Genomic DNA, 26,782 nt, shown 5'->3' on the forward strand with positions numbered 1-26,782 from the left:
ACCAGCAAAAAACCAGATTCTATGTAAAGAACCTGGTTTCGTCGTCAGAAAAAAACATGTATGCCATTCATATGGCACACGTATCATCTTCAACTTCCCCACGCTGGTACGAGCCAGATCAGGTCCAAAGGGTTAAGAAGCTTGTCTTCTCTCTCAGCCCGCATTTCCGGGCACCCCTAGTCACTTATATTGATTTCCACAACAGTGTAGCATAGCTGAGAAATGAAAAAAAGAAGTTTCAGGAAAATAGTTCCTTTCCCCTACAATGAATACATGATCTTCACGATATACATCTTTCTATACACGATCTATCTCTCTCATTTCGATTAAATCAGAAATAATCATTGATCCTTTTCTCCTATTATGTATAATTAATCTAAACGGAGAATTTTTATACAAACATGATTCAAAGGAAGTTCTAGTCGATTGCAAACATTTCTTACATTTATCGTCGTTGGATTCTCAATTGCTCTACCTGTTGGAGCGATCACGGTTGAAATGACAAAGCAGGGATTAAAAAACGGATTCTTTCATGGATTAACTGTAGGCGCTGGTGGTATGACCATCGATATATTGCTCATCTTGGCTTTATATGCTGGATTTGCTCAATTTTTATCTTTGCCCTTTATCCAAATTCCGCTCTGGCTGATCGGTGCCATCTTTTTAATAATTCTTGCCTACGATTCGATTAAAAATGCGGATCAAGACATCCATTTAGCAGGAGAAAAAGTGAATAAATCATTCGCTAAAACATACCGAAATGGGCTGCTCGTCGCGGTATCCCCTGGAAACCTTGTGTTCTGGGTATCTGTGTTTGGTGCTGTACTGGCAGATGCTTATAAAAATACAAATTCATCTGAATTTATATTGGCTGCTGCGGGTATTTTGGCAGGGATTCTTCTTCATGACATCGGTCTTCTCACGATTGTTTCCCTAACAAGAAAAGTGATGAACCGAACAATGATTAAGTGGACATCCATTATTGCCGGTATTTTATTACTTGGATTTGGCTGTTATTTCTTTTATGAATTTTATATCGGGATCAAAGTTTATTTTTAAAGAAAGGCTAAAGTTCGTCATGAACTTTAGCCTTTTTTATTCCAGCCTATCGGGTCATGCCTGTCTGACCTGTTTCAAATTGCGTTTTTCTCATATCTCTGAAGCGTGTAAATGCGCCTTCGTCTTTAATGACTTGGACAGCTCTTCCATCTGCATAACGAGTCGCTGCTTCTTCTACTTGTGATACACCCTCTGATGTCAAGCGCCCATCTGTTTTAAGAGCAATATACACATTTTCATCCGTCACCATAACTTGTGAGTCTGTCACATGGTTCATTTTGTTCACTCGGTTGGCGATTTTTCTTGAACGCTGGATATTCTCTTGTTTATCGTAGCCAGAGAACGACATTTGGTTATGATAGTTCATATCTCCATGACTGTAGCGTCCATCTCCACCAGTAAGCGGCATTCTCACTTGATCCTGTGTAGGGCGTGAACGATAATCAACATTCGTTGTATTTCTTCCGTTCATTCCCTCCATAAGCTCAGAAACTGGTCCTTGATGATCTTGATTGTTGTCTGTTGCCTGTTGATTGGAGTGGTATCCAACTGGCTGGCCTGATTGATTATGACGTGTATCTACACCCGCATTGTTATTTGTACCACATGCCGTTAATCCAATAGGTAGAAGCACTAAGGCGATTGTTTTTTGCCATTTTTGTCTCAAACGAAAAACCCCCTGTACAAATTGAATCTCATGAGCGCAAAACAGGCTCTGTTTTAGCATGTACAGTTGAGGACAAAAACAAGCTGTCAGTTATAAACAAAAAAAGGAACGATTGAGATCGTCCCTTGTGTCATTAATCTTCTTCGTCTTCTTCTGGTCTTGCAAAAACAGATGGGTTTTGATAAGGCTGCTGCATATAAGGCTGAGCTGGATAAGCACCCATTTGACCATATGGAACAGGGTTTGGATAATGTCCAGGCCATGGTTGATGATGCTTCATACCATCATCGCATCCGCAGTCTTCCTTGCCATATGCTTCATTTGGAGCGTTTGGATAAAAGCCTTGATTGGCATTGGCATTTGCATTTGCATTTACATTTGCGCCTGCATTTGGATGCATATGGTGGTGCCAGTGATGCCCATCATTTGCATGATGCTCATGATGTTCACCGTAATAAGCCGGTGCTTGATACGCAGGATAATAAGGCTGAGCCGCCGGGTAAGGGTACGGCATCATGTGATGGTGATAATACGGCTGTACCGGATAACAAAGGCCTGATCCCGGTAAAATAGGAGAAGCGGGTACCATTTGCTGCGGATATGGATACATTGCTGGCATGTAATGACCATAACCATAATAAGGATCATATGACTCTTGATGATGGTGGTGATGCTCTTTATTTTCAGCCATGCCCCCTACTGCTGCCCCTCCAACATTCGGCATTTGCGGGAAATTAGGAAGGTTTGGGTAATTACTATGTTCCATATCTTTTCCCTCCTCTTTTTGATGTGGGATATGAATGAATGGATCATATCCCTTTGCCACATCATCTTTGAAATGATCCTTATTTTCATGATGAAAATGGTCCTTGTGATCTTTATGATCCTTTTTCTCATGAACATGATCTTTCTTTTCATGAACGTGATCTTTTTTCTCATGATGTTCTTTTTTGGGAGGAGGCGTGAATGGCTGGTAGAGATTCGTCTGATAATAGTTTACATCAACTTGTGGAAAAACTGGCTGTTCAATCTTTGGTACTGGTGGCACATAAGGTACCGGTTCATTCGGCTTTTCCTTCGGCTTCGTATCTTGAACTTGCACGACATCCTTTGGCTTTTCTTTTACATACGGGTGTTCTTTTGCTTTTGGCATTTCTTTTGCTTTGTGATGATCGGTTTTCACAGGAACACCACTAGATGGAATTTTGATTTTCATTCCTGGCATGATCAAATCTGGATTACTGAGCTGCGAATTTAATTTTTTCAATTCTTGAAAGTCGACTCCGTACTTCTTTGAAATTTTCCAAAGGGAGTCTCCTTTTTGCACAATATGAATTTTCAACGTTTTCCCCTCCTATGCAAAACGTGAACGTAGCGGTTATGTCAGAAGTACAATATGTTTCAACATAAATTTATGCCTATTTACAAGCCGATATGATAAAAACTTGTTTTCTGATAGGAGGGGACACTTCATTATTTAATGGTGAGCATCTTATTTAAAGCGAGCAATGCCTCTTTTGTCGTCTCTTCATTCACTTGAATCAAACCGACCGGCTCCCCTTTTTCAATGCTTTCAAGTGACCATAGTAGATGAGGCAGATCAATACGGTTCATTGTCAAACATGGACACATATCTGGATTAAGGGATTCGATTTGTTTGTCAGGGTGCTGGTCAATGATGCGTTTCACTAAATTCATTTCTGTTCCAATGGCCCACTTGCTTCCTGCTGGTGCCTGCTTGATCGTATCAATAATAAATTTAGTTGAACCAGCTAGATCAGATGCCTTTACGACTTCATGCGTACACTCTGGATGAACAAGAATCTGTATGTCACGGTCTCGTTTTCTCGTTTGTTCAATATTCTCAATGGTAAATTTCTCATGAACAGAGCAATGACCTTTCCATAAAATCATTTTGATTCGATGAAGCGGTTGGTCGGTGATGAGCTTTTCTTCTATTTGATCCCAGACAGCCATTTCCTCTAGCGGAATCCCTAAATCATAGGCCGTGTTACGCCCTAAATGCTGATCAGGAAGAAAAAGAATCCGCTCTTTTTGGGTCAGCGCCCACTCCAATACTTTTTTAGCGTTTGAAGATGTGACAGTCGATCCGCCATGTTTGCCGACAAATGCTTTAATATCAGCCGTTGAGTTTACATAAGTCAGTGGAAGGATCGTATCTCCAAACAGCTCAGTGAGCTTATCCCACGCCCTGTCTGTTTGTTTCATATTCGCCATATCTGCCATTGAACAACCTGCTCTCATATCTGGCAAAAAGACGTGCTGATTCTTTTTTGATAGCATATCGGCCGTTTCTGCCATAAAATGAACCCCGCAAAATACAATGTATTCTGCTTCGTGATTGTCAGCAGCAATTTGTGCAAGCTGCAATGAATCACCTGTCACATCAGCAAATTGGATGACTTCATCTTTTTGATAATGATGACCCGGTATAAAAAGCTTTGATCCAAAGGCGCGTTTAATCTCTAATACTCTCTCTTTCATTTCACCATAAGAGCGCCGTTTATATTCATCTGGCATCATGGCTGTATGCTGCGCTGCTAACACATCAAGCATGGACATGAGTCGTTCCCCCTTTATGGCTGAATTCCATATTCATACTAAAATCGAATGATGGAGCAGAATGTGTGAGGAATCCAAGTGAAATAAGGTCTACACCTGTTCCCCGGTAGTTAGCCACATTCTCTAACGTGATGCCGCCTGATGCCTCTGTCAATATGGTTTCAGGGGTCATTTGTTTAAAGCGCTTCACTTCGTCTGGAGAGCAGTTGTCAAACATGATGACATCTGCTTTGGCATCAATGGCTTCCATCAGCTGTGCTTCTGATTCAATTTCCACTTCAATTTTCACCATATGACCGGCGTATGCTCTTGCTTTCTCCACAGCTTCCCTGATAGAACCACAAGCCGCAATATGATTATCTTTAATCATCACCCCATCGGATAAGCCGAAACGATGATTCTTTCCGCCTCCGACTTTTACTGCGTACTTCTCCAGCATGCGCAAACCGGGTGTCGTCTTTCTCGTATCACAAATCGTAATAGATGGATCAGCTAATCGCTCTACTGCTTCATGCGTTAGTGTAGCAATCCCTGTCATTCTTTGCAGGATATTCAACACCACCCGCTCCCCTTTCAGCAAGTCGTTGACGGGGCCTGTTATTTGTGCCAGTACAGCCCCTTCCTGAATCCAATCACCTTCCTGGAAAAACAGCTCAGTTTGAACTTGTTCATTCAGCAGTTTGTATCCCATATCAATGACTTGCGTCCCGGCCAATACGCCTGATTGTTTCGCCATGATGTAAGCTGTTCCTTTCTTGTCTCCAAAGATGGCATCAGCGGATACATCTCCAAACCCAATATCTTCTTTTAAAAAATGAGTGAGCATTTGCTTTAACTGTAAACGTTCCATTTGGCACCAATCCTTTCATTTTTTACGATATAAATATGGCCCTGTTCATGTACAATCTGTTTTGCTCGCCACGAAGCATCATGCCGATTAGGATAATCTGTGCGATAATGACCGCCCCTGCTTTCTGTTCGGAGTAATGCAGATTTGACAAGGCATATGGCTAAAGCCCATTGATTAGTTATTTCGATCTGTTCATTTGTGATATTCTTCACATTGATTTGCTGAAAAGAGACTTGTTCTAAATGATCGAGCAAAGTCTGTAAGCCTTTCTCATCTCTCACAATTGCGGCATATGCCGTCATCCATTTTCTGAGCTGAGCCAGTGACACCGTTGGGACAGACCATACTTCTTGAATTGAAGGAGCAAGGTTTTTATCTTGCCAGGTTTGCAACCGCTCAATATACCGTGCTGCGTTGTTTCCTAAAACGAGACCTTCTAAGAGCGAATTACTTGCCAGTCGATTGGCGCCGTGTAAACCTGTACAAGCTGCTTCACCAATGGCAAAAAGTGATGGAACTGTTGTTTCTCCATGTTCATTCACCTTAATTCCACCCATTAAAAAGTGCATACCGGGTGAAACTGGCAGCCTTCCGCTTGCCATATCAACTCCCGCACGCTGACACATCGAAGCAATCGCAGGAAAACGTGCAGAAAAATGCGGAATATCACGGATGTTCAGATAAATGGAATGACCGAGTTGCTGCTCATGGAAAATGGTCCTTGCCACCACATCTCTAGGCGCTAAATCGCTCTGTGGGTGGATTCCTTTCATGATCCGCCTGCCTGATTCATCTTCTAAATAGGCGCCCTCTCCCCTGACTGCCTCTGATACGAGCCCGATCGCTTTACCTGAAGTGGTCAAAAGGGTCGGATGGAATTGCACAAATTCGAGATCTACTAGCTGTGCCCCTGCGCGATAGGCCATCATCAGACCGTCTCCTGTCACAGACGGATCATTTGTGTTTGTCTCATATAAGGATCCACAGCCGCCAGTGGATAATATAACTGCATCTGCGGTCATTGTATGTACATGACCTTTTTCGTCTTTCCACACAACACCTGTACATACCCCATCATGAACTAACAGATCCATGACATGATGATTTTCGTATACATGAATGTGTGAGCCGAGCTTCCCTTTCAAAAACTGCACGAGGGTTTTTCCCGTTTGATCTCCTCCTGCATGCAGAATACGATGGGTCGTATGGGCTCCCTCTTTACCTAACTGCGGGATTCCCGTTTCATCTCGATCAAATGGGCAGCCCTCTTCTACGAGCTTCTTTACAAGATCTTTTCCATGACGGACGATCTCCTGTACAGTTTTGTCATCATTGTGACCACACCCCGCAGCTAAAGTGTCTTGCACATGCTGATCGACAGAATCATGTGCGGAAAAGGCTGCAGCGATTCCCCCTTGTGCGAGCATGGAATTACTAGAGGAAAATTGTTTTTTTGTCATCATGATGACTTGGCAGTTCTCTGAGATCGTATTCACAAAGGAAAGAGCCGCAATGCCCGACCCCACCACAATGACTTTTTTAATAGATGACACAATTGCCCCTCCTGTCATTTACACCTGTCTTGACACATATCATTACACAACACTACAATAAATACAAGAAAAAATTTTCACACAGGAGATGGATGGATTTGATTTATTTAGATTATGCAGCTTCTACACCTGTTTCTGAGGAATCACTGCATGTATTTCAGCAGTTGAGCAAAGAATGTTACGGAAATGCGAGCAGCCTGCATGATGCAGGAGGAAGAGCAAATGAAATCTTGTCTTACAGCAGACAATCACTTGCAGCGATTCTAGAGGGCGAACCTGATGGCATTTACTTTACAAGTGGCGGAACTGAATCCAATATCCTTGCGATTCAATCGATCATAAATGGGCTACCTCCACATAAACAGCATGTCATTACCACATCAGTAGAGCACCCTTCCGTTCATCATGCGGTCAATGCCTTGCAGCGTCTCGGTGTGAAGGTGACGGTCATAGACCCGAATCAAGAAGGAATTATCACAAAGGAGATTCTCAAACAGGCTCTATTGCCTGAAACCGGACTAGTATCCATCCAGCATGCCAACTCAGAAACTGGGATTATTCAGCCATTAGCTGAATTAGCGACGCTCTTAAAAGAAAGAGATATTCTTTTTCATACAGATGCAGTGCAGACATTCGGAAAAATGCATGTATCGATTAAAGAACTTGGGGTTGATGCCCTCTCCATTTCGAGTCATAAAGTGTATGCACCTAAGGGCGCCGGTGCTGTCTATATGGGAGCACATGTCCCTTGGAAGCCTATATATCAACATACTGTACAGGAAAATGGTCTACGCCCAGGGACAGTGAACGTACCTTGCATTGGTGCTTTTGTGGCCGCAAGCGAGCAAATCATGCTGAAAATAGAGCATCAGCAGCAGCTGGATATTCAGCTTCGTGATTATTTTCTTCAGCAGCTAAAAAAAAGGCAGCTGCCTGTCCGCATGCTGCAAGAAAATGACCAGCGCCGCACGCTCCCTCATATTATTGGTTGTTTTTTTGAAGGGTTTGAAGGACAATATGTAATGTTAGCTTGTAACCGGCAGGGAATTTGTATATCTACTGGAAGTGCATGCGCTTCTGGTTATCATCACCCTTCCCCTGCTGTAAAGGCATTACATGTATCAGATCGTGATGCCCTTCAATTTATTCGACTATCATTTGGACGAGGATCATCAAAGGATGACATCGATCAGCTTTTGCATACATTTGAGCGCTTGCAAAAGGAGAAGAAAGGAGCATAAAACGTGGAACAAGAGAGAAAACTCATTGGCGAAGAAAGAAGAAACGCCATTTTAAAGTGGCTGAAAGAGACTGATACACCACTCACTGGAAGTTTTTTAGCCAAAAAAGCCGCTGTCTCACGACAAGTCATTGTACAAGATATTTCATTACTCAAAGCAAAAAACGAACCCATTATTGCCACAAGCCAAGGCTATGTGTATATGGCGCAGCATACACCGGAAACTGAAATTGAACAGATTATCGCTTGCAAGCACGATCCTCATCGTACAGAAGAGGAGCTGACACTGATTGTAGACTACGGTGTAACGGTGAAAGACGTGATGATTGAGCACCCTGTCTACGGGGAGCTGACGGCCTCTATTCGAGTGAGTACGCGCAAACAAGTGGCTGACTTCGTTCATCATATTTCTAATACTGGCGCCTCCTACTTATCAGAGCTGACAGACGGCGTACACTTACATACCCTTACTTCCTACAGCCAAAAGCAGCTTGACCAAGCCATTCAAGCGCTTGATGACGCTGGATTTCTCATTAAAGACTAAAAAAACAGTGTCCCCTGCAGGACACTATTTTTCATTCGTTAATTCATATGTTTGATAGCTGCCGAGTAGTTTCACTTCACAGCCAATCGCTTCTAATTCTTGAATGGCGCCAGGGACAAGTACATCATCCATCTCTTTTTCGATATCAATGATAAATAAATAGTGTCCAAGGCCTGTTTTTGTCGGACGCGATTCAATTTTGGACAAATTGAGATTCCGCCATGAAAAAGCTGATAACACGCGGTGCAATGCACCAGACTGATCATCCTTTGGCAGGCTGACAACAATGGTTGTTTTTGGCTTTGAAGAAAAACCAGAATTCATTGGGAACGATGCCTTCGCCTCTTTATGTAAAATAACAAAACGTGTATGATTGTGCGGATAATCATGAATGTCTTTTTTCGCAATCGTCAATCCGTACGTTTTTGCGGCGATTTCATTCGCAATCGCACCAACAGCTTCATCTGGATGCTCACTGATGTATTTTGCTGCATAGCCTGTTGATTCCACTGGCCGATGCGGAATATCAGGGAACTGCCTCTTCAAAAATTGATGACACTGCGCAATGGCGTGCGGATGTGACTGAATCACATCTAATGTCTCCCAGCTCTCCGCTCTCGATGGATGGACAAGCAAATGCTGACGAATCGGTGCTGTCATTTCGCCCACAATGGACAAAGCGTCCTCATGAATTAAATAATCAATCGTTAAGTTCACAGATCCTTCGAGTGCATTTTCAAGTGGAACGACCGCCAAATCTACTTCTCCCTTTGACACGGCATCCATACATTGCGGAATGGTTGCATAAGCCCGTTGCTCTGCTTCTTTTGGAAAACAAGAACAGACAGCCAAATGAGTAAATGTGGCCTCTGGTCCAAAGTAACCTACCGTTAATTGCTTCATCTGCTATGATCTCTCCTTTTACGCCCCAGAACCTAGAATTTCAACTTTTTCGACAAATTCAAGTTTTCTTAATTGATTCATGACTGTATTGATATCATCTGCCATGCCGGCCGTACTGATCGACAGGGTAACATTCGCTCTTCCTTGCAGCGGAATCGTTTGGTGAATGGATAACACATTACAGCCAGAGTCAGCCACAATTTGCAGCAGCCTAGACAGAGCCCCAGACCGATCCTCCAGGTGGAAAAACAATGTGATGATCTGCTCTTTGACCATAGTATAAAATGGAAAAACAGCATCTCGATATTTATAAAAAGCACTGCGGCTTAAATCCGCTTTTTGAACAGCATCAGCAACTGAATCCGCTTTTTTGCGATCGAGAAGCTTTTTGACTTCAAGCGTTTTTCGCATCGCATCCGGAAGTACATCCTCTCTTACTAAATAGAACGTTTCTTCTTTCACCTGTTTTCTCCCCTTTTAAAAACGGGAGAGCCCATGAACTGGACCCTCCTTTTGATCAATCGATAAATTCAAATTCAAATTCAAGCAGACGAATGATGTCTCCATCTTTTGCACCACGTTCACGCAGGGCATCATCAACGCCCATTCCGCGCAGCTGTCTAGAGAATCGTTTCACTGACTCGTCTCTTGAGAAATCTGTCATCTTAAACAGTCGCTCAAGTGCTTTACCAGTTAAGACAAACGTACCATCAGGATCTCTTGAGATCTCAAATGCTGCTTCTCCTTCATCAAACTTGTACATCACACGGTTATCAGAGAGCTCTTCTTCATTGTAGAGCGGGAATTCCGGTGTTGTTTCAAGCTGATTGGCGATTTCAAATAAGAGCTCACGAAGCCCTTCTCTTGTGATCGCACTAATTGGGAACACTTTATAGTCATCTGTTAATTTTTCTTTAAATGCCGCTAGATTGTCAGCTGCATCCGGCATGTCCATTTTGTTCGCTACAATGATTTGCGGACGCTCTGTCAATCTCATATTGTATTGCTCAAGCTCTTCGTTAATCGTCACGTAATCTTCGTATGGGTCACGCCCTTCAAGTCCAGACATATCAATGACATGGACAATGACACGTGTACGTTCAATGTGGCGTAAAAATTGATGACCTAAGCCAACACCTTCGTGCGCTCCTTCGATCAGTCCTGGCAGATCCGCCATGACAAAGCTTCGGTTATCGTCTGTTTCAACAACTCCGAGATTTGGCACAAGCGTTGTAAAATGATAATCCGCAATTTTTGGTTTCGCAGAAGAGACAATCGAAAGCAACGTTGACTTCCCGACACTTGGGAAACCAACAAGTCCAACATCTGCAAGTACTTTTAATTCTAAGATGACGTCACGTTCTTTACCTGGCTCACCGTTTTCAGAAAGCTGTGGTGCAGGGTTTGCTGGTGTTGCAAAGCGTGAATTTCCACGTCCGCCACGTCCACCTTTGGCAATCACAGCCCGCTGTCCATGCTCTGTCAAGTCAGCTAGTACTTGTTCCGTCTCAGCATCTGTCACCACTGTACCCGGCGGAACTTTAACAATCATTTCTTCCGCATTTCGACCATGCTGGTTTTTACTCATTCCATGCTCACCGCGGTCCGCCTTGAAATGACGCTTATAACGAAAGTCCATTAACGTTCTGAGTCCTTCGTCTACTTCAAATACTACATCTGCACCATTTCCGCCGTCGCCGCCTGCTGGCCCGCCTTTTGGCACATATTTTTCACGACGGAACGCCACCATACCGTTTCCGCCGTCACCGCCTTTAACATACACTTTAACCTGATCTACAAACATAACTTCCTCCGTTTCTCTGCATCACATATCTCGTTCTTGCCTCAAACAAAGCTCAATCATGGACTCGTGATTCGTCACATGAAATTGCGTTATACTCATACATGGATAGTTTGCGTCATGAAACGCATTTAACGCATCCAAACTTGTTAATTTTCCTTTGAAATCAAAATATAAGATCACATCATTCTCTTCATGATCCGTTTGGAAAGTGACCGTTAAATGATTTTCAGTTTTTTGGCAAACTGATTGATCGAATATCGAAAACAACTCCCGTGATACCGTTAGCAGCTGCGATTCATATGCTGATAAGTCTCGGGTTTCACCAAGCACTTCATATTCTAGGGTGATAAAATGCGACTCCCAATTAAAGGTTAGAAAGTAATAGGCCAATTGGGGAATTTTTAAATTTGAGAGTTTGGATTCATGCTGTGCTTCAATGACCATTTCTTCTATTATTTCGAACACTCGGTCATATTTTTCTAATGTCAAGTTGCCTTTGATTAACTGCAATTTATTCATCCAGTCGTGTCTTGAACGACTAAGCAAATGGATCAATTCATTCGTTAATGCAACGTGAGTTAATTTTTCGTTTTGTTTACTTGGTATCTCTTCCATTATCGCACTCCCAATCGTTTGGTCTCTCTTTTAGGAGTCTTATCATCAATATGTCTCCCTGAATTATAACAGAGAAGACAGCTTAGAAAAACACTAGTTATGTGAGGAAAGGTTGTTTTTTCTGATCGTATAGGAGAAAATGAGGCAAAGTCAGCAAACATTCTTTGATATTTATGGAGTGCATCTTCTTTTATCATCTTCGGTACTACTTGTAAAAAGCGTAAAAGCTCCCTGAATAGTGAAAAAAACTCCAGTCAATGACCGGAGTTTTTAGCAATTATTGTGCCGCAGGATATACGCTCACTTTTTTACGGTCACGACCGAAACGTTCGAATTTAACTGTTCCGTCGATTTTAGCGAAAAGAGTGTCGTCGCCTCCGCGTCCAACGTTTTCACCTGGATAGATTTTCGTTCCACGTTGACGATAAAGGATAGAACCACCAGTTACGAATTGACCATCAGCACGTTTAGCGCCTAAACGTTTAGACTCAGAGTCACGTCCGTTCTTTGTAGAACCTACCCCTTTTTTAGATGCGAAAAATTGAAGATCTAATCTAAGCATGAAGTTCACCCCCTATTTTTTTGTAGATATTCTCACATAATCGTGATAATCTCGTTCAATTGTTTCTAAGGAAACGACCATGCCTTCTAAAAGCAACTGGGCTTTTTCAAAGGTGACTGGATCTGTATCAGCTGGCAGTTCAAAAGAGAAATACCCGCCTTCATCTCCAATATCAAGCAGTGGATCCATTCCTGTCAGTGCAATAATTGAATTGACTGACCCGAAAACAACAGCAGATACACCTGCACAAACGAGATCCTGACCTTTTTCAGCAAACTCGGCATGTCCAGTCATCTGAAAAGACGTAATGCTTTCATCTGCTGGCGACCGAGTAATGGTTGCTTTGATCATATCACTCACACGCCTTAAGCGTTGATTTTTTCGATAACAACTTTAGTGTAAGGTTGACGATGACCTTGTTTTTTGTGGTTGTTTTTCTTCGGTTTGTACTTGAACACAGTAATTTTCTTACCGCGACCTTGTTTTTCAACTTTAGCCGTTACTGTTGCTCCAGCAACTGAAGGGTTACCCACTTTGACAGTGTCTCCACCGACAAACAATACGTTTTCGAAAGTAACTGTTTCACCTGCTTCAGCAGCTAGTTTTTCAACATAAACAGTTTGACCTTCTTCAACTTTTACTTGTTTACCACCAGTTTCGATAATTGCGTACATCTCTGCACCTCCTAATAAACTCAGACTCGCCGAATACAGGGGGCCAATAGGCACTTTACACCTGCTCCGCGCGGTTGTAGCACGGGTGCTACATATCCATAACATTAAAAAATATATCAAATTAGACGCTGAATGTCAATGTATTTTCACCATTAGTACGGCAAAAGAAGATCTTCCATGGAAGAGGTGGTTCTTCGATCTGAAAAATAAGCATGGAGCAATTCATTTTCATCGAGCTGGCTCATTTTCACACCATTCCGTTCGATAATAATGGGATGCTTACAGCCCCTTTGGAATCGCGCCATCACTTCATATATTTTCTCCTCAGCACTGGCTCTCAGCGGAATGAGTTTCTCTACCTTTTGCTCTTTTTTACCGTAATAACGTTCTAGTAAAAAACGTACCCTGATATAATGCCGCTGCCGGTGCTCCATCACAAGCGAGTAGGCTAAAAAAGTGAGCAGGATCCAGCCGTTGAATTGCAGCGGAGCAAAACAGAGTAACCCTGCTGTCAAAAGACCGAAAAAAATGAGAGAGCCTTTTATTGCAAGGGCATGTGCCTGTTGGAAAGGGTAAAAAACAGATAAGAGCAAAAAGAATAATTTCCCGCCATCAAGTGGCCAAATGGGCAAAAGGTTCACTAAAAAAATCGCTACATTATAAAAAGTAAACATCGTAAAGACGTCATATGAGATAAGTGAGGCTTCCATGAGAAGCCAGGCGACGAGCTGGAGCGGGACATGCTGAAGCGGTCCGCATAAAATGACCGCCAGCTCTTCTTTTAGCGGACGGTTCCCATGCTCTTCTACTTCTACCGCCCCGCCAAATGGCAGTAAAAAAATCCGCCGAATCCGCCAGTGATAATAACAAGCAGCCGCTGCATGTCCAAGCTCATGGACACAGACGATGATGAGCAGACAAAGCAGCGGCTTAATTTGACCTGATAGCATGGCAAATGCCATGACTATCCAAAGGAGCGGGTGAACATGGACCTTTGTCAGCATGAGCAGCCATCTATTCAAAGGTCATCACCTGAATGGGATCAATAAACTGTTCATTTTGCTTAATGGCAAAGTAATATGTCCCCTTGCCTTGTTTATCAAGCGCAATTTGACCAATTTTTTCCCCTTTATCGACAAAATCGTATAAAGCCACATCAGCTTCTTTTAGTTGCCCGTACCAGCTGTAGCTGTTATCTGCATGCTGCACCACGACTGTGAGCCCCGTATCACTTTTCTTTTTCACTTCTACGACATAGCCTTCTTTCATACTATCGATGGCTTCAGCAGATGTTTCAACTTTCACTCCGGCACCATTTTGCGTAAAGGATTCCTGCACTTTTCCAGAGGCAGGGACAGCCAGCTCTTGATTGGCTTGTACGTCCTTTTGTCCTTCTTTTTTATCGGTTAAAAAGGCAAGTGGGTTTCCGACAGTCTTCTCAAACCACCGGTTGGCGGCGGCAAATTGAAAATCTTGTTCAAAGGTTTGACTGATCATCGGCTTCAGCTGCTGAAAAGGCCCCGCCTGCCCTTTAAATGAAATAGCGGCAATCAGTACAAGAGAGGCAGAAAGTAAACATTTAAGCACAAATGTATTTGAATGAAATAACGGATGGCGAAATTTTTTCGGCTGATGAGACGTTGACTCGTAGGAAGCCGAGCTAGAATGCTTTTCTTCTTCTGTTAACATGACCCATGGCGGAATATCATCTTTCTTCTTGAAAGCTGCCTTCTTAGGGGCAGCAGCTGGCTGCTTCATTTTGCGGCGCTGCGCTATTTTCTTTCGATACTCGTCCACTCTTTTCATAAGATCACCCTTTACATACAAACAGTTTGTACATTTTATGTGGCGACCTCATATGATATGCAACAAAAAGACCGATTCTCATCGAATCGGTCTCATCTCACGTGAATCATTATGCTCTTACACCGAAAAATGCTTTCAGCTTTGCAAACATCCCTTTGTTTTCTTCTTCAAAGGATTGAAGAGGAACAGATTCACCTAGTACGCGGCGAGCAATATTGCGATACGCAATGGAAACTTTATTTTTAGCATCCATGACAATCGGTTCACCATTGTTTGAAGCCTTAATGACATCATCATCATCGGCTACAATGCCGAGAAGATCAATTGATAAATGATGGACAACTTCATCCACATCCATCGAATCGCCATTTTTCGCCATGTGTGTACGAATGCGGTTCACAATCAAACGAGGCGGTTCAATATCCTCTTGTTCCAGCAAGCCGATAATTCGGTCTGCATCTCTCACAGCTGAGATTTCAGGTGTCGTGACAACAATCGCTTTGTCAGCACCTGATACAGCATTTTTAAAGCCTTGCTCAATTCCAGCAGGGCAATCAATGACAACATAATCAAAGTCTTGTTTCAATGATTGAATTAATTCTTTGATCTGCTCCGGCTCTACCGCCGTTTTATCGCTTGTTTGAGCAGCAGGTAAAAGATACAAAAGATCCTCGAACCGCTTATCTTTCACAAGCGCTTGGTGAATCTTGCATCTTCCTTCTACTACATCGACTAGATCATAAATAATGCGGTTTTCAAGCCCCATCACGACATCTAAGTTCCGAAGGCCGATGTCGGTATCAACTAGACACACTTTTTTTCCTTGAATTGCTAGTGCTGTGCCTAAGTTTGCAGATGTTGTTGTTTTGCCAACGCCGCCTTTTCCTGAGGTAATCACAATAGCCTCGCCCAATTTCACATTCCTCCCTCAAGCCTTGTCAGATTAGGTCTTATATGAGCCAATTGCTGCAGGCGTTCAATGATCATATTGCCATCTATATCTAAATAAGCACATTCCATTTCATTTCCATCTTCTTTTTGATCCGGTGCACGGTTAAACACCTGTGCGATACGAAGCTGGGTTGGAATCATATGAGATGCCGCAATCACAGCTTGTTTGTTTCCATTACATCCAGCATGCGCTACACCTTTTAACGCACCAAGCACAAAAATATTCCCCCCTGCACGAATGGTGCCGCCAGGGTTGACATCTCCTATTAATAAGAGATCTCCTTCGACATAAAGCACCTGTCCAGAGCGTACAATTTTTGCTACAGAAGTAATCTCAGCCTCTGCTTTTAAACGTCTCGCTTCTTCAGTTGACATGACGTCACTTTCAATAGAGTGAATGACGAGATGTTCATTTTCAGACACCGCTTCAGTTAAACGCGCCTCTTGATCCTCTGTTAAATATCGAAAACCAAGTTTAATATGCACATTGACTTTATGTCCTTCTCTTCCATCTGTATATTGCTCAAGTAAAAGAACCTCTCGCAAGCCAGAAAGAAGGTCTTCAAACGAACAGTCATCATTTAACTGTAATGTTAATCCGTTTTTTGTACCTTTTATTGTCACATACTGCTGTTTTTGAGTTTTCAAGATGCTCACCTCAACAACATACTCATTTCGCCGTAATTGGACAAACTCCTGCTTTTATTCGTCGATCAGTCCTTGTTTCACATTGATGAAAAAGAGCCTAAGCGGCACAACAAGTATGAGAGACGCAGCAGTATTTAAAAGAATCGTTGGAATAAAGCGTTCGATGACATACGTATTAAAAGGCATAATACCTGGTTGAATCGTCGCTTGAACGCCGTACACATAAAACTCCATCACTGCAACAGCAATCATCGATAGAAAGACAACGACTAACATATTCGTTTGGAGAACTTTGAAGGCTTTTGCTAACAAATAGCAGAGCGCACCAAAGCCAAACATATGAACACCAAGAATACCTGTATACGAAATATCATATAAAAGTCCAAAGATAAATCCATAAATCACACCATATTTTTGATTCACAAAAGCTGTCATAAATACAAGTGCGAGTAAGATGAAATGAGGTGCTAAAATTTGATTGTCTGAAACAAATGGGAGCTTCACTAAATCGACAAAAATACTGTCAAATACGAAAATAAACAACATGACGAAAGCAAGAAGGACACGTTTCACGAGCCTTCCTCCTTCGTTAATTGAGATGCATCTGCCGTACTTGTGCTGCGATTCACAACAATCACGCGGTCTAAATTATTGAGTTCAGCAGCTGGTTCTACATAAATAATTTTTGTCAGTCCGTAATGGTCCGGCTCAATTTCGCTTACCTTTCCAATCGTCAAGCCCTGCGGGAATACGCCCCCTGCTCCAGATGTTTCAACAAGATCTCCTTTTTTGACATCCCCATCAGCATCGGATTTTAAAATGTTCATTGTCAGCATTTTTTTCTTGCTGTCATAACCGTTAATAATTCCATTGAGTTCTTCTTTGCCCTTTTTCGCAAAAATTTTCGTTGAAATTCTATTATTTTGATCTGTAGAGCTTAGCAACCTTACAGTCGACGTAAAATTGTTGAGCTTATCACTTTCAATTTTCCCAATTAACGCACCACTCTCATTGGTGACCGCCATATCTTTTTCAACGCCTTGTTTTTTCCCTTTATCAATCATGACAAAACTATCCCAAAGGGACGGGTTTCTCGCAATGACTGTTGAAAGAATGGGCGTGTAGTCACGAATAGAGTTCACATATCCGAGCTGCTTGCGAAGCTTTTTGTTCTCATCTTCTAGTTCTTGAAGTTTCGCCTCATATTGGGTTTGTCCATCAAGTTTTTTTCGAAGACGCTCGTTTTCATCATATGTGTTCTTTAAATCTTGTACGTTTCCATAAATACCGGCAATAAATTGTGATGGTTTATGAAAGACACCTTGAAAAAAGCCTGTCGTATCCCCCACTAATTTTTCCGGCCATGAAGCACCTCTGCCGCTTTTCACTGAAAAACCAATCATGGCCACCAGTACGATGACACAGACAAGGAGCAACATTAATCTTTTATTCATAAAAAACTGCGGCATGTCTTACACCTCTTTATTTACGCCCAATTATCGATTATCTTTAGATTTTCCTTTGAACAAGTGAATATGTTCTAGTGCTTTCCCTGTTCCGATCGCCACACAGTCAAGCGGATCTTCAGCAATAATGACCGGCATTTTTGTTTCATCACTAATGACTTTGTCAAGATTACGCAGCAATGCACCACCGCCTGTTAAAACGATTCCACGGTCCATAATATCTGCTGCCAGCTCAGGTGGCGTTTTTTCAAGTGTCATTTTGACCGCATCGACAATTGTTTCCACCGTATCGCGAAGCGCTTTTGCAATTTCTTCTGCCGTAATAGAGATCGTTTTTGGCAGACCTGTTAAAAGGTCACGGCCGCGAATGTCCATCTCATCATGTACGTCAGGCTGCGCAGAACCGATTTCCATTTTAATCGCTTCTGACGTGCGATCACCAATCATAAGATTATACGTTTTACGAATGTAGCTGCTGATCGCATCATCCATCTCGTCTCCTGCAACACGGATCGATTGAGATGTCACAATACCGCCAAGTGAAATAATGGCTACTTCTGTTGTACCGCCGCCAATATCAACAACCATGCTTCCAGTTGGCTCCCATACAGGAAGGTTAGCACCGATTGCCGCAGCAAATGGCTCTTCAATAGGGTATGCGTCACGAGCACCAGCTTGTCTTGTTGCATCAATGACTGCACGCTCTTCGACTGCTGTAATACCAGATGGTACACACACCATCACGTACGGTTTACGAGCAAAAAGCCCTTTACCTTTTAATGCTTGATTAATGTAATATTTCATCATTGTTGCTGTCGTCTCGTAGTCTGCAATGACTCCGTCTTTCATTGGGCGCAGTGCCACAACATTACCAGGTGTACGACCGATCATGTTTCTAGCATCATTTCCAACCGCCACTATAGACTTCGTATCAGTTTCCAAAGCTACGACCGAAGGTTCTCTCACAACAATGCCTTTTCCTTTAATAAAAACAAGCGTATTCGCTGTTCCAAGATCTATTCCAAGGTCTTTTGTACCAATTCCAAACATATGTATGTATCTTCCTTTCTTAAACCAAAATTCCCTTTAGGGAAAAACTCATAAACTCTATTATATCGTAAAACATTGAAAAAAAAAGTGTTACAAATACCCTTTTTCCTTCAAACTCACAAATTTTTGATCACCGATCACTAGATGATCAAGCAGCTGTATTCCAATCAGCTTCCCACATTCAAAAAGTCGCTGTGTGACTTCAATATCTTCCCTGCTGGGCGTCGGATCTCCAGATGGATGGTTGTGCACACATATAAATGAAGCGGCCGAACGTTTAAAGGCCTCTTTAAAAATTTCGCGCGGGTGAACAATCGACGAATTTAGACTTCCGATAAACACAGTATGTTTATGAAGAACTTGATTTTTGGTATTGAGATAAAGACAAACGAAATTCTCCTGCGTCAAAAATCTCATATCTTCCATCACAAAATTCGCACCATCTTCCGGCGTGCGGATCACATAACGATTGTCCGTCGTTTGATGGTGTAATCTAGTGCCGAGTTCTAAAGCAGCTAAAAGAGAGATCGCCTTCGCTTTTCCAACTCCTCGAATCTTTGACAGTTCTTCAATCGAAGCTTCCTTCACAGAACGAAGACCACCAAATGTTTGCAAAAGTCTTGCAGACACTTGAAGAACTGATTCCTTTTTTGTGCCTGTTCTCAAAAGAATCGCGACAAGTTCATGGTTTGATAAGCTGCTTGGGCCATATTTGACAAATCGTTCGCGCGGCTTTTCATCATGAGGAAAATGCTTCAGCAGCATAGGGAAATGATTCAAGATCTACACTCCTTTTTTGATTCCTTCCCGTCATCAAAAAGGGGTAATACCAAATGTTTCAAGCACTCTGACTGTTTTAGCAATAGGGAGTCCTACAACGGAAAAATAATCACCGTCTATTTTTTGTACAAACAGGGCACCTTTTCCTTGAATGCCGTAGCTTCCAGCTTTATCAAGAGGCTCACCGGTTTCAATATAGCGGTCTATTTCATCTTGTGTAAGCGGCCAAAATGTCACGTCTGTCTGTTCATAAAATGTTTCTTTTCTATTCTCTGATTGAATCGTGACACCAGTCAAGACTTGATGTGTCTTACCTGACAATAATTGAAGCATTGAGACTGCATCTTCCTTGTCTTTTGGCTTTCCAAGACATTTGCCATCAATTGCAACAATTGTATCTGCACCAATGATCACAGCTTTGGGATGTATTTTTTGAATATCATTTGCTTTTTGTTCTGCCAACCATTGGACGTTCTCAGCAGGAGAAAGGTTTCGATTTATTTCTTCTTTTAAATCACTTGCTTGAATGTCATAAGAAAACCCTGCTAAATCAAGCAATTCTTTTCTTCTAGGTGATTGAGATGCGAGTATTAACTGGTTCATGTTTGTTCATCCTTTCAGGGTTTAGCCTAAGAAGTAAGATACCCATTCATCCTATCAAATGAACATCTTACCGACAATTAACGAAAATGCCATTTTCATGTTCCTACATCATTATGTTGGAAGCAAAAGAAAAAAACTAGTCATTTTTTGACTAGTTTGGCTATTAAAAACATGATTTTACGTATTTAGTTGATCTAATAGCGCTTGCTGAGATTTCCAGCCATTTTCAGCAGATGGGGCATTTAAAAGCTGTACAGCTTTCAGCAAACTGCTTTTAGCTGGTGCGTCGGTTGTTTTGGCATTTTCAAGCTCAGAAATCAACTGAGTGACTTCTTTTTGATCCACATCTTCTCCTGCAATCACCTTAGAGGATAAGACAGATGCCTTCTCTATTAAACCTGTCAGCTCATCCGGCACTTGAAACGAAAGCTCTTTTCCTCCCCATGCTTCAAAGTGCTGATCGATCAATTTTTTCCCAACGGCACTTGTCATTCCTTGTTCTGTGGCAAGTCCGGCAATAACATAATATCCATCATCCATTGATACCTTTTTACCTGCATATCCAGCCTCTTTTAAACTGTCAACTAAGTCATCTGCTCCTTTTTCAGAAGAAAACTTTCCAGCCTGCACCACAAAGGTTGAAAAATGACCTGATGCGCTTTTTTCACCTTCATTGTCCTTTGACGTATCTGCAAGATCAGCCGGTGGTGCATCTCCCCCAGCTTTCGCCGAAGGCCCGCTTCCAGATGCTGAGACGCTGATATGATCGCCTCCTGATGGATTGGCAGACCCATCTTTACTTAAACTTAATGCAAATACACCGAGGCCTGTCCCTAGAACGACTGCAAACACAATCGTTGTCATCACTCGTTTGAAGGGACCGCGGTTTTTATTGAACTTCTGGTCAAAAGAACCTTTTTTCTTTTGATAAGGTGTGACGACCTTTGGATCCGAATGGTAAATGTGATCAGCCGCATCGTCCCATTGAAAATCTTCTTCTTTAGGTTTAGACGGTTCTTCCCCGGAAGCGGCTGTCTCCTGTTCCGACTGCCTCTTTTCCTCCCAATTCGAAAACGTCACTTGATCCTCTTGCTGTTTTTGAGGCTGATGCTCTTCTTCATGCAGCATTTCTTCCTTGCCATTAATATTGACCTTTAACCCTTGTTTTTTTGCCTGCCTTTTTTTCACTGTCATTCCCCGCTTTCTGACATTGTTTGTAAGAAAGACCTTTCTGTCCAATGAAATAGCGCGAATGTAACCCGTCCTTCTTTCTGTTTCACACTTTAACATAGCCAATAAAAAAAAGAACAAGACTTTTGTCGGCAGGTTCAAAAAGTGTTCGCCAATTTTCTCATCCAAAAAAATCACCAATTGGGTTTAACAGATCACCACAAAAAAGATAAAACCAGAAAGAACAAGCGATGGCAGGAACAAAAGGAAAGGGTTCATTTGCCTTGTAAGAAAACACCTTTGCGTAAACCATTCCCGTGACAGAGGAAAGAAAAAGAATGATCAGAAACGGCTTAAATCCGAAGCAAAATGCAAATACACCAAATAGTTTGACATCCGCTCCCCCCATACTATTTGGCTTGAAATATTCTAAACTATAAAACAAAAGAAGACAAATAAGAAGAGATGCCGCTCCTTCCCACCAAATAAAAAGCGGTTCTAGCGTGCGGTATATGACGAAAAGAGGAAAAAAGAAGAGAAAGAGCTCGTTGGGTACTCTCATATAAAAAAGATCGCTCACGACAGCAATCACGAATAAACTACATAGACTCACAAGAAAAAGGCCCTCAAAAGAGAAACCAGCATGTCTATAAACGAGGAAAAAAAGGACGCCTGTCAACAGCTCAACCATTGGATAAAGCAAAGAGAGCCGGGTTCCGCAATGCTTACATGACCCTTTCAATACAATATAAGAAAAAAGCGGGAGCATGTCGCGAAAAGAAAGCGGCTCTTTACAAGCTCCGCAGTGTGAACGAGGAAAAAGAATGGATCGCTTCATTGGAAGCCTCTCACCAACTAGATGAAAAAATGACCCCATGACCATGCCTGTGAAAAACATAAAAAAATCAATCAAATTGAGTGACTCCTTCCGGAAATAGAATAGACCGGATTGTACCATAGCGATTCACCTTTGATCACCTTGCGAAAAAGTGATTTCCCCCCTCTTCTACATATCAAAAGAAAAAAGACGCACATTGCATAGAAGCAATTTGCGTCTTTTCCTTACTGTAAAATACGACTTCGTACATCTGAGATAAAATAAAGGGAACCTGTCACCAGAATCATTGCTGAAGGGTCATCTCTTTTCTTCTGAATGAAGTCAAGCACTGCACGAGGGTCTTCATCAAACGATTTTGCTTCTAAATGACTGCAATCATAAAGCTTTTCCGCTGACTCAGCTCTTGGAAAGTCAAAGGAAACAAAATGAATCGATGAACTAATCCTTTCAAGCTTTTCGATCATTTGTTTGTAAGGTTTATCTTTTAACGCACTAAAACATACATGAACCTGTTTACTAGAAAAATGAGCTTGTACAGTTTCGATTAAACGGTCCATTCCTTCTTCGTTATGAGCACCATCTAAATAAACAAGAGGCTGATCTTGGATCTTTTCAAATCTTCCAGCCCACACCGCCTGCCGAATTCCTTCATACACTTGCTCATTTAGCACATGGATATATCCTTCTTGCTCCAGCCATTCGATCAGTAGAATGGCAAGGGAGGCGTTCTGCATTTGATGCGTTCCGATTAACCCTGTCTCTAGCTGCGAGTACTCCCTTTTTGGGGTAGTGAATGTGAAGCGTTCACCTGTTTCCGTCGGCTGTTGGTCCTTAAAGGTACAAGTATCATGTAACGAGATAAACGGCGCATTCTTTTCTTCGGCTTTGTGTTGAATCACAGTAAGAGCTTCCGCTTGATGAACGGCCGTGATCATCGGAATCCCAGCTTTAATAATGCCAGCTTTTTCTGCTGCAATCTGATCAAGTGTGTCGCCTAAAATGGCCATATGATCGTGACCAATCGACGTAATTGCTGTTAAGATGGGCGCTGCCACATTTGTAGAATCAAGTCTTCCGCCAAGTCCTGTTTCCAAGAGGACAAAGTCTACTTGGTGCACATGGGCAAAATAAGCAAACGCACATGCTGTAATGATCTCAAACTCTGTTGCTGCACCAAGCTCTGTATCATCTAATTCATCAACTAAAGGCTTGATTTCGTTCACCAAACTCAGCCACTCTTCGTCCAAAATCGGCTCCCCATTAACACTAATTCGTTCATTGAACGTTAAAATAAATGGCGAGGTAAAGGTTCCAACTGAATAGCCCGCTGACTGTAAAATGGATCGAGTAAATGCTATCGTTGATCCTTTTCCATTTGTTCCAGCTACATGCACCGCTTTTATTTTTTGTTCAGGATGGTCTAGTCTGTCCATCAGCCATTTCATTCGTTCAAGTCCCGGTTTGACACCGAAAGCGAGTCTGCTATGAATCCATTCAATGGCTTCATGATAGGTTGTAAACAATGTCATCTCTCATTTCATACGAAATTTTCAAAAAAGACGACTCCAATTCATTAGGAGCCGTCTTTTCACTCTTATGCTTTCAGCTCTTCAATACGCTTTTGAACAGCTTCGCGTTTTGCGACATAATCACGTTCTTTCGCACGCTCTTCTTCTACGACACTTTCAGGCGCTTTTTTCATAAAGCCTTCATTGCCAAGCTTTTTCTGAACTCGTTCCACTTCTTTTGTCAGTTTATCAAGCTCTTTTTGCAGACGAGCAATTTCTTCATCTAAGTTGATTAAGCCTTCAAGCGGCAGAATGAGTTCTGCTCCAGAAATAACAGCCGTCATCGCTTTATCACTAGCTGGGACATCTGTGCCAATTTCAAGAACACTTGGATTCGTGAAGCGCTCAATATATGAACGATTTTTCTCTAAACGTTCCTGAACATCAGACGTAGATGCTTTAATGTAAAGCTCAACTTGTTTGCTCATTGGCGTGTTCACTTCACTGCGAATGTTACGAACAGAACGAATCAGTTCAACAAGCAGTTTCATGTCAGCAGAAGCTTGTTCGTTGGAAAGCTCCGGCTTCACTTCAGGCCATGCCGCTACAGTAATGGACTCACCTTCATGAGGTAGATGCTGCCAGATTTCTTCTGTTAAGAACGGCATAAACGGATGTAGAAGTCTCATCGTTTGATCTAATACATACGCAAGGATCGAACGAGTCGTTTTCTTCGCTGCTTCATCTTCTCCATAAAGCGGAAGTTTCGCCATTTCAATGTACCAATCACAGAAATCATCCCAAATGAAGTTGTATAAATGTCTGCCCACTTCACCGAATTCATACTTGTCAGCAAGCTGTGTGACACTTTCAATTGTTTCATTTAAGCGTGTCAAAATCCATTGATCAGCAACTGATTTTTCTCCTGTCAAATCAAGCTCATCGTACGTTAAACCATCCATATTCATGAGAGCAAAACGGGATGCGTTCCAAATTTTGTTCGCAAAGTTCCAAGTGGATTCAACCTTTTCAAAGCTAAAACGTAAATCTTGACCTGGAGAGCTTCCAGTCGCTAAGAAATATCTCAATGAATCCGCTCCGTACTTGTCGATGACCTCCATTGGATCAATTCCGTTGCCAAGTGACTTACTCATTTTACGCCCTTGTTCATCGCGGATAAGACCGTGAATGAGGACATCTTTGAACGGTTTTTCTCCTGTGAATTCAAGACCTTGGAAGATCATACGAGATACCCAGAAGAAGATGATGTCATAGCCTGTTACAAGCAGATTGGTTGGGTAGTAGCGCTTGAAGTCTTCACTTTCTGCATCTGGCCAGCCCATTGTAGAGAAAGGCCAAAGCGCTGAACTAAACCATGTATCAAGTACATCGTTATCTTGCTCCCAGTTTTCAATATCTTCTGGCGCATCAAGTCCCACGTATACTTCCTTCGTTTCTTTATGATACCAAGCCGGGATGCGGTGTCCCCACCATAGTTGACGAGAAATACACCAGTCACGGATATTTTCCATCCAGTGTAAATACGTCTTTTCAAATCGGTCTGGAACAAATTGAACTTGCTCATCACCTTTTTGCAGATTGATGGCTTCATCTGCGAGCGGCTGCATTTTCACAAACCATTGTGTTGATAAATATGGCTCCACTACAGCGCCACTACGCTCACTGTGACCAACTGAATGCATGTGGTCCTCAATTTTGAACAAAACGCCTTCTTCTTGAAGATCTTTCACAAGCTGTTTACGACATTCGAAGCGGTCCATTCCTTTGTATTGAAGCGCATTTCCATTCATTGTGCCATCTTCATTCATCACAAGAATGCGCTCTAGGTTATGACGGTTTCCAAGCTCGAAGTCATTCGGGTCATGAGCCGGCGTTATTTTTACAGCTCCTGATCCAAATTCCATATCAACATAGTCATCCCCGACGATTGGAATCTCTCGGCCTGTAATTGGTAAAACAACTGTTTTCCCAATCAAATGCTGATAGCGTTCATCTTCAGGATGTACAGCGACTGCCGTATCTCCCAGCATCGTTTCAGGTCTTGTTGTCGCAATTTCAATCGAACCTGATCCATCTGCAAGCGGATATCTCAAGTGATAAAACGCACCTTGCACATCCTTGTAGATGACTTCAATATCAGAAAGGGCCGTTTTTGTTGCTGGGTCCCAGTTAATGATGTATTCTCCGCGATAGATCAATCCTTTTTCATACAATTGAACAAACACTTGGCGGACCGCTTTATTCAAGCCTTCATCTAATGTAAAACGCTCACGCGAATAGTCTAGACCTAGACCCATTTTCGCCCACTGGCTACGAATAAAATCGGCATACTCTTCTTTCCACTTCCACGTTTCTTCTACAAATTTTTCACGTCCGAGATCATAGCGGCTCACACCTTCTTCGCGAAGCTTCGCCTCTACCTTGGCTTGTGTTGCAATACCCGCATGGTCCATTCCTGGCAGCCATAAAACATCATAGCCCTGCATCCGTTTCATACGAGTCACGATGTCTTGAAGGGTTGAATCCCAAGCATGCCCTAAGTGTAATTTTCCTGTCACGTTTGGTGGAGGAATGACGACTGTATATGGATCTTTCGTTTTGTCATTTTGTGCTTCGAAGAATTTCCCTTCAAGCCAGTACGTATAGCGGTCTTTTTCAATCGCATTTGGATCGTACTTTGTTGGCATTTCTTGATTATTTGTTCCCATTTGTGTTACCTCCACATTTTTTCGGCTGATGAAACATAAAAAAAGCCTTTTCATCCTTGTAAAAGGACGAAAAAGCTTTTTCGCGGTACCACCTTTTTTCACGAAACACTTAGACGTGTCCCGTACTCTCTAAAGGATAACGGGGATCTCCCGAATTTCTCTACTACATGTTTCAAGAA

General features: G+C 42.3%; 28 protein-coding genes, 1 riboswitch and 2 other annotated features (1 of these 31 cut by a window edge). Of the genes, 3 read left to right on the top strand and 25 right to left on the bottom strand.

What is annotated here, in order from left to right; all coding sequences use genetic code 11:
* Positions 1 to 78: 78 nt before the first annotated feature.
* A riboswitch (TPP riboswitch) is annotated at positions 79 to 188 on the bottom strand.
* 238 nt (positions 189 to 426) lie between these two features.
* The gene (locus tag M2353_RS12830) at positions 427 to 1,059 is read left to right on the top strand and encodes a LysE family transporter (RefSeq protein WP_283933180.1); all 633 of its coding nucleotides are present in this window, start codon (positions 427 to 429) and stop codon (positions 1,057 to 1,059) included.
* 46 nt (positions 1,060 to 1,105) lie between these two features.
* Here M2353_RS12830 and M2353_RS12835 read toward each other — a convergent pair whose 3' ends face one another.
* The 5 genes from M2353_RS12835 to nadB all read right to left on the bottom strand — a co-directional run bounded on the left by M2353_RS12835 (position 1,106) and on the right by nadB (position 6,712).
* Complete coding sequence (locus tag M2353_RS12835; protein WP_017367717.1) at positions 1,106 to 1,726, bottom strand: YhcN/YlaJ family sporulation lipoprotein; 621 nt, start codon at positions 1,724 to 1,726, stop codon at positions 1,106 to 1,108.
* A 133-nt stretch (positions 1,727 to 1,859) separates the two neighbouring features.
* Complete coding sequence (safA, locus tag M2353_RS12840) at positions 1,860 to 3,068, bottom strand: SafA/ExsA family spore coat assembly protein (protein ID WP_284725528.1); 1,209 nt, start codon at positions 3,066 to 3,068, stop codon at positions 1,860 to 1,862.
* 131 nt (positions 3,069 to 3,199) lie between these two features.
* Positions 3,200 to 4,309, bottom strand: a complete 1,110-nt coding sequence (nadA, locus tag M2353_RS12845) for a quinolinate synthase NadA (RefSeq protein ID WP_284725529.1) — start codon at positions 4,307 to 4,309, stop codon at positions 3,200 to 3,202.
* The gene (nadC, locus tag M2353_RS12850; protein WP_024718392.1) at positions 4,296 to 5,159 is read right to left on the bottom strand and encodes a carboxylating nicotinate-nucleotide diphosphorylase; all 864 of its coding nucleotides are present in this window, start codon (positions 5,157 to 5,159) and stop codon (positions 4,296 to 4,298) included. The genes nadA and nadC overlap by 14 nt, the downstream gene beginning before the upstream one ends.
* Positions 5,141 to 6,712, bottom strand: coding sequence for an L-aspartate oxidase (gene nadB, locus M2353_RS12855; RefSeq protein WP_284725530.1), 1,572 nt, complete (start codon positions 6,710 to 6,712; stop codon positions 5,141 to 5,143). The genes nadC and nadB overlap by 19 nt, the downstream gene beginning before the upstream one ends.
* A 92-nt stretch (positions 6,713 to 6,804) precedes the next feature.
* Between nadB and M2353_RS12860 the strand changes: the two genes are divergently transcribed.
* Together M2353_RS12860 and M2353_RS12865 are read left to right on the top strand one after the other, a co-directional pair.
* Positions 6,805 to 7,953 carry an IscS subfamily cysteine desulfurase gene (locus tag M2353_RS12860; RefSeq protein ID WP_284725531.1) on the top strand — a complete coding sequence of 383 codons (1,149 nt, stop codon included), beginning with the start codon at positions 6,805 to 6,807 and terminating at the stop codon, positions 7,951 to 7,953.
* 3 nt (positions 7,954 to 7,956) lie between these two features.
* A complete protein-coding gene (locus tag M2353_RS12865) occupies positions 7,957 to 8,496 on the top strand; it encodes a transcription repressor NadR (protein ID WP_024718395.1) in 540 nt (179 codons plus the stop codon).
* 24 nt (positions 8,497 to 8,520) lie between these two features.
* Here M2353_RS12865 and pheA read toward each other — a convergent pair whose 3' ends face one another.
* The 20 genes from pheA to M2353_RS12965 all read right to left on the bottom strand — a co-directional run bounded on the left by pheA (position 8,521) and on the right by M2353_RS12965 (position 26,603).
* A complete protein-coding gene (gene pheA, locus M2353_RS12870) occupies positions 8,521 to 9,399 on the bottom strand; it encodes a prephenate dehydratase (RefSeq protein ID WP_039167032.1) in 879 nt (292 codons plus the stop codon).
* A gap of 18 nt (positions 9,400 to 9,417) precedes the next feature.
* Complete coding sequence (locus M2353_RS12875; protein ID WP_008342790.1) at positions 9,418 to 9,861, bottom strand: ACT domain-containing protein; 444 nt, start codon at positions 9,859 to 9,861, stop codon at positions 9,418 to 9,420.
* 55 nt (positions 9,862 to 9,916) lie between these two features.
* On the bottom strand, positions 9,917 to 11,203 hold the full coding sequence (obgE, locus tag M2353_RS12880) for a GTPase ObgE (protein WP_007501521.1): 1,287 nt from the start codon (positions 11,201 to 11,203) through the stop codon (positions 9,917 to 9,919).
* Positions 11,204 to 11,224: 21 nt separating this feature from the next.
* Complete coding sequence (locus tag M2353_RS12885) at positions 11,225 to 11,818, bottom strand: sporulation initiation phosphotransferase B (protein WP_007501522.1); 594 nt, start codon at positions 11,816 to 11,818, stop codon at positions 11,225 to 11,227.
* 277 nt (positions 11,819 to 12,095) lie between these two features.
* Complete coding sequence (gene rpmA / locus M2353_RS12890; RefSeq protein ID WP_003216586.1) at positions 12,096 to 12,380, bottom strand: 50S ribosomal protein L27; 285 nt, start codon at positions 12,378 to 12,380, stop codon at positions 12,096 to 12,098.
* Positions 12,381 to 12,392: 12 nt separating this feature from the next.
* The gene (locus tag M2353_RS12895; RefSeq protein ID WP_007501524.1) at positions 12,393 to 12,731 is read right to left on the bottom strand and encodes a ribosomal-processing cysteine protease Prp; all 339 of its coding nucleotides are present in this window, start codon (positions 12,729 to 12,731) and stop codon (positions 12,393 to 12,395) included.
* 14 nt (positions 12,732 to 12,745) lie between these two features.
* A complete protein-coding gene (gene rplU, locus M2353_RS12900; RefSeq protein ID WP_003216781.1) occupies positions 12,746 to 13,054 on the bottom strand; it encodes a 50S ribosomal protein L21 in 309 nt (102 codons plus the stop codon).
* 12 nt (positions 13,055 to 13,066) lie between these two features.
* Positions 13,067 to 13,140, bottom strand: a sequence feature (ribosomal protein L21 leader region).
* A gap of 66 nt (positions 13,141 to 13,206) precedes the next feature.
* On the bottom strand, positions 13,207 to 14,076 hold the full coding sequence (locus tag M2353_RS12905) for a M50 family metallopeptidase (protein WP_024718398.1): 870 nt from the start codon (positions 14,074 to 14,076) through the stop codon (positions 13,207 to 13,209).
* Positions 14,069 to 14,860 carry a peptidoglycan DD-metalloendopeptidase family protein gene (locus tag M2353_RS12910; protein ID WP_284725532.1) on the bottom strand — a complete coding sequence of 264 codons (792 nt, stop codon included), beginning with the start codon at positions 14,858 to 14,860 and terminating at the stop codon, positions 14,069 to 14,071. The genes M2353_RS12905 and M2353_RS12910 overlap by 8 nt, the downstream gene beginning before the upstream one ends.
* Before the next feature lie 109 nt (positions 14,861 to 14,969).
* On the bottom strand, positions 14,970 to 15,773 hold the full coding sequence (gene minD / locus M2353_RS12915) for a septum site-determining protein MinD (protein WP_017358134.1): 804 nt from the start codon (positions 15,771 to 15,773) through the stop codon (positions 14,970 to 14,972).
* A 2-nt stretch (positions 15,774 to 15,775) separates the two neighbouring features.
* Positions 15,776 to 16,459 carry a septum site-determining protein MinC gene (gene minC, locus M2353_RS12920; protein WP_007501533.1) on the bottom strand — a complete coding sequence of 228 codons (684 nt, stop codon included), beginning with the start codon at positions 16,457 to 16,459 and terminating at the stop codon, positions 15,776 to 15,778.
* Between the two features lie 54 nt (positions 16,460 to 16,513).
* The gene (gene mreD / locus M2353_RS12925) at positions 16,514 to 17,032 is read right to left on the bottom strand and encodes a rod shape-determining protein MreD (protein WP_008342803.1); all 519 of its coding nucleotides are present in this window, start codon (positions 17,030 to 17,032) and stop codon (positions 16,514 to 16,516) included.
* The gene (mreC, locus tag M2353_RS12930) at positions 17,029 to 17,928 is read right to left on the bottom strand and encodes a rod shape-determining protein MreC (RefSeq protein WP_007501536.1); all 900 of its coding nucleotides are present in this window, start codon (positions 17,926 to 17,928) and stop codon (positions 17,029 to 17,031) included. Before mreC ends, mreD begins: the two co-directional genes overlap by 4 nt.
* 27 nt (positions 17,929 to 17,955) lie before the next feature.
* Positions 17,956 to 18,975: a rod shape-determining protein gene (locus M2353_RS12935; RefSeq protein ID WP_007501538.1), complete on the bottom strand. Its 1,020-nt coding sequence runs from the start codon at positions 18,973 to 18,975 to the stop codon at positions 17,956 to 17,958.
* A gap of 90 nt (positions 18,976 to 19,065) precedes the next feature.
* Complete coding sequence (radC, locus tag M2353_RS12940) at positions 19,066 to 19,740, bottom strand: RadC family protein (protein ID WP_026050121.1); 675 nt, start codon at positions 19,738 to 19,740, stop codon at positions 19,066 to 19,068.
* 48 nt (positions 19,741 to 19,788) lie between these two features.
* The gene (locus tag M2353_RS12945) at positions 19,789 to 20,358 is read right to left on the bottom strand and encodes a Maf family protein (protein ID WP_224558510.1); all 570 of its coding nucleotides are present in this window, start codon (positions 20,356 to 20,358) and stop codon (positions 19,789 to 19,791) included.
* 177 nt (positions 20,359 to 20,535) lie between these two features.
* Positions 20,536 to 21,729 (bottom strand): SPOR domain-containing protein, encoded by a 1,194-nt coding sequence (locus tag M2353_RS12950; RefSeq protein ID WP_284725533.1) that lies wholly within the window; start codon positions 21,727 to 21,729, stop codon positions 20,536 to 20,538.
* Positions 21,710 to 22,441, bottom strand: coding sequence for a prepilin peptidase (locus M2353_RS12955; RefSeq protein ID WP_342394145.1), 732 nt, complete (start codon positions 22,439 to 22,441; stop codon positions 21,710 to 21,712). Before M2353_RS12955 ends, M2353_RS12950 begins: the two co-directional genes overlap by 20 nt.
* 149 nt (positions 22,442 to 22,590) lie before the next feature.
* Positions 22,591 to 23,895, bottom strand: a complete 1,305-nt coding sequence (locus M2353_RS12960; protein ID WP_284725534.1) for a bifunctional folylpolyglutamate synthase/dihydrofolate synthase — start codon at positions 23,893 to 23,895, stop codon at positions 22,591 to 22,593.
* A 65-nt stretch (positions 23,896 to 23,960) separates the two neighbouring features.
* A complete protein-coding gene (locus M2353_RS12965) occupies positions 23,961 to 26,603 on the bottom strand; it encodes a valine--tRNA ligase (protein WP_284725535.1) in 2,643 nt (880 codons plus the stop codon).
* A 59-nt stretch (positions 26,604 to 26,662) separates the two neighbouring features.
* Positions 26,663 to 26,782: a binding site (T-box leader), on the bottom strand; it runs 110 nt beyond the window's last position.

The organism is Bacillus aerius, assembly GCF_029894105.1.
Lineage (GTDB): Bacteria > Bacillota > Bacilli > Bacillales > Bacillaceae > Bacillus > Bacillus altitudinis.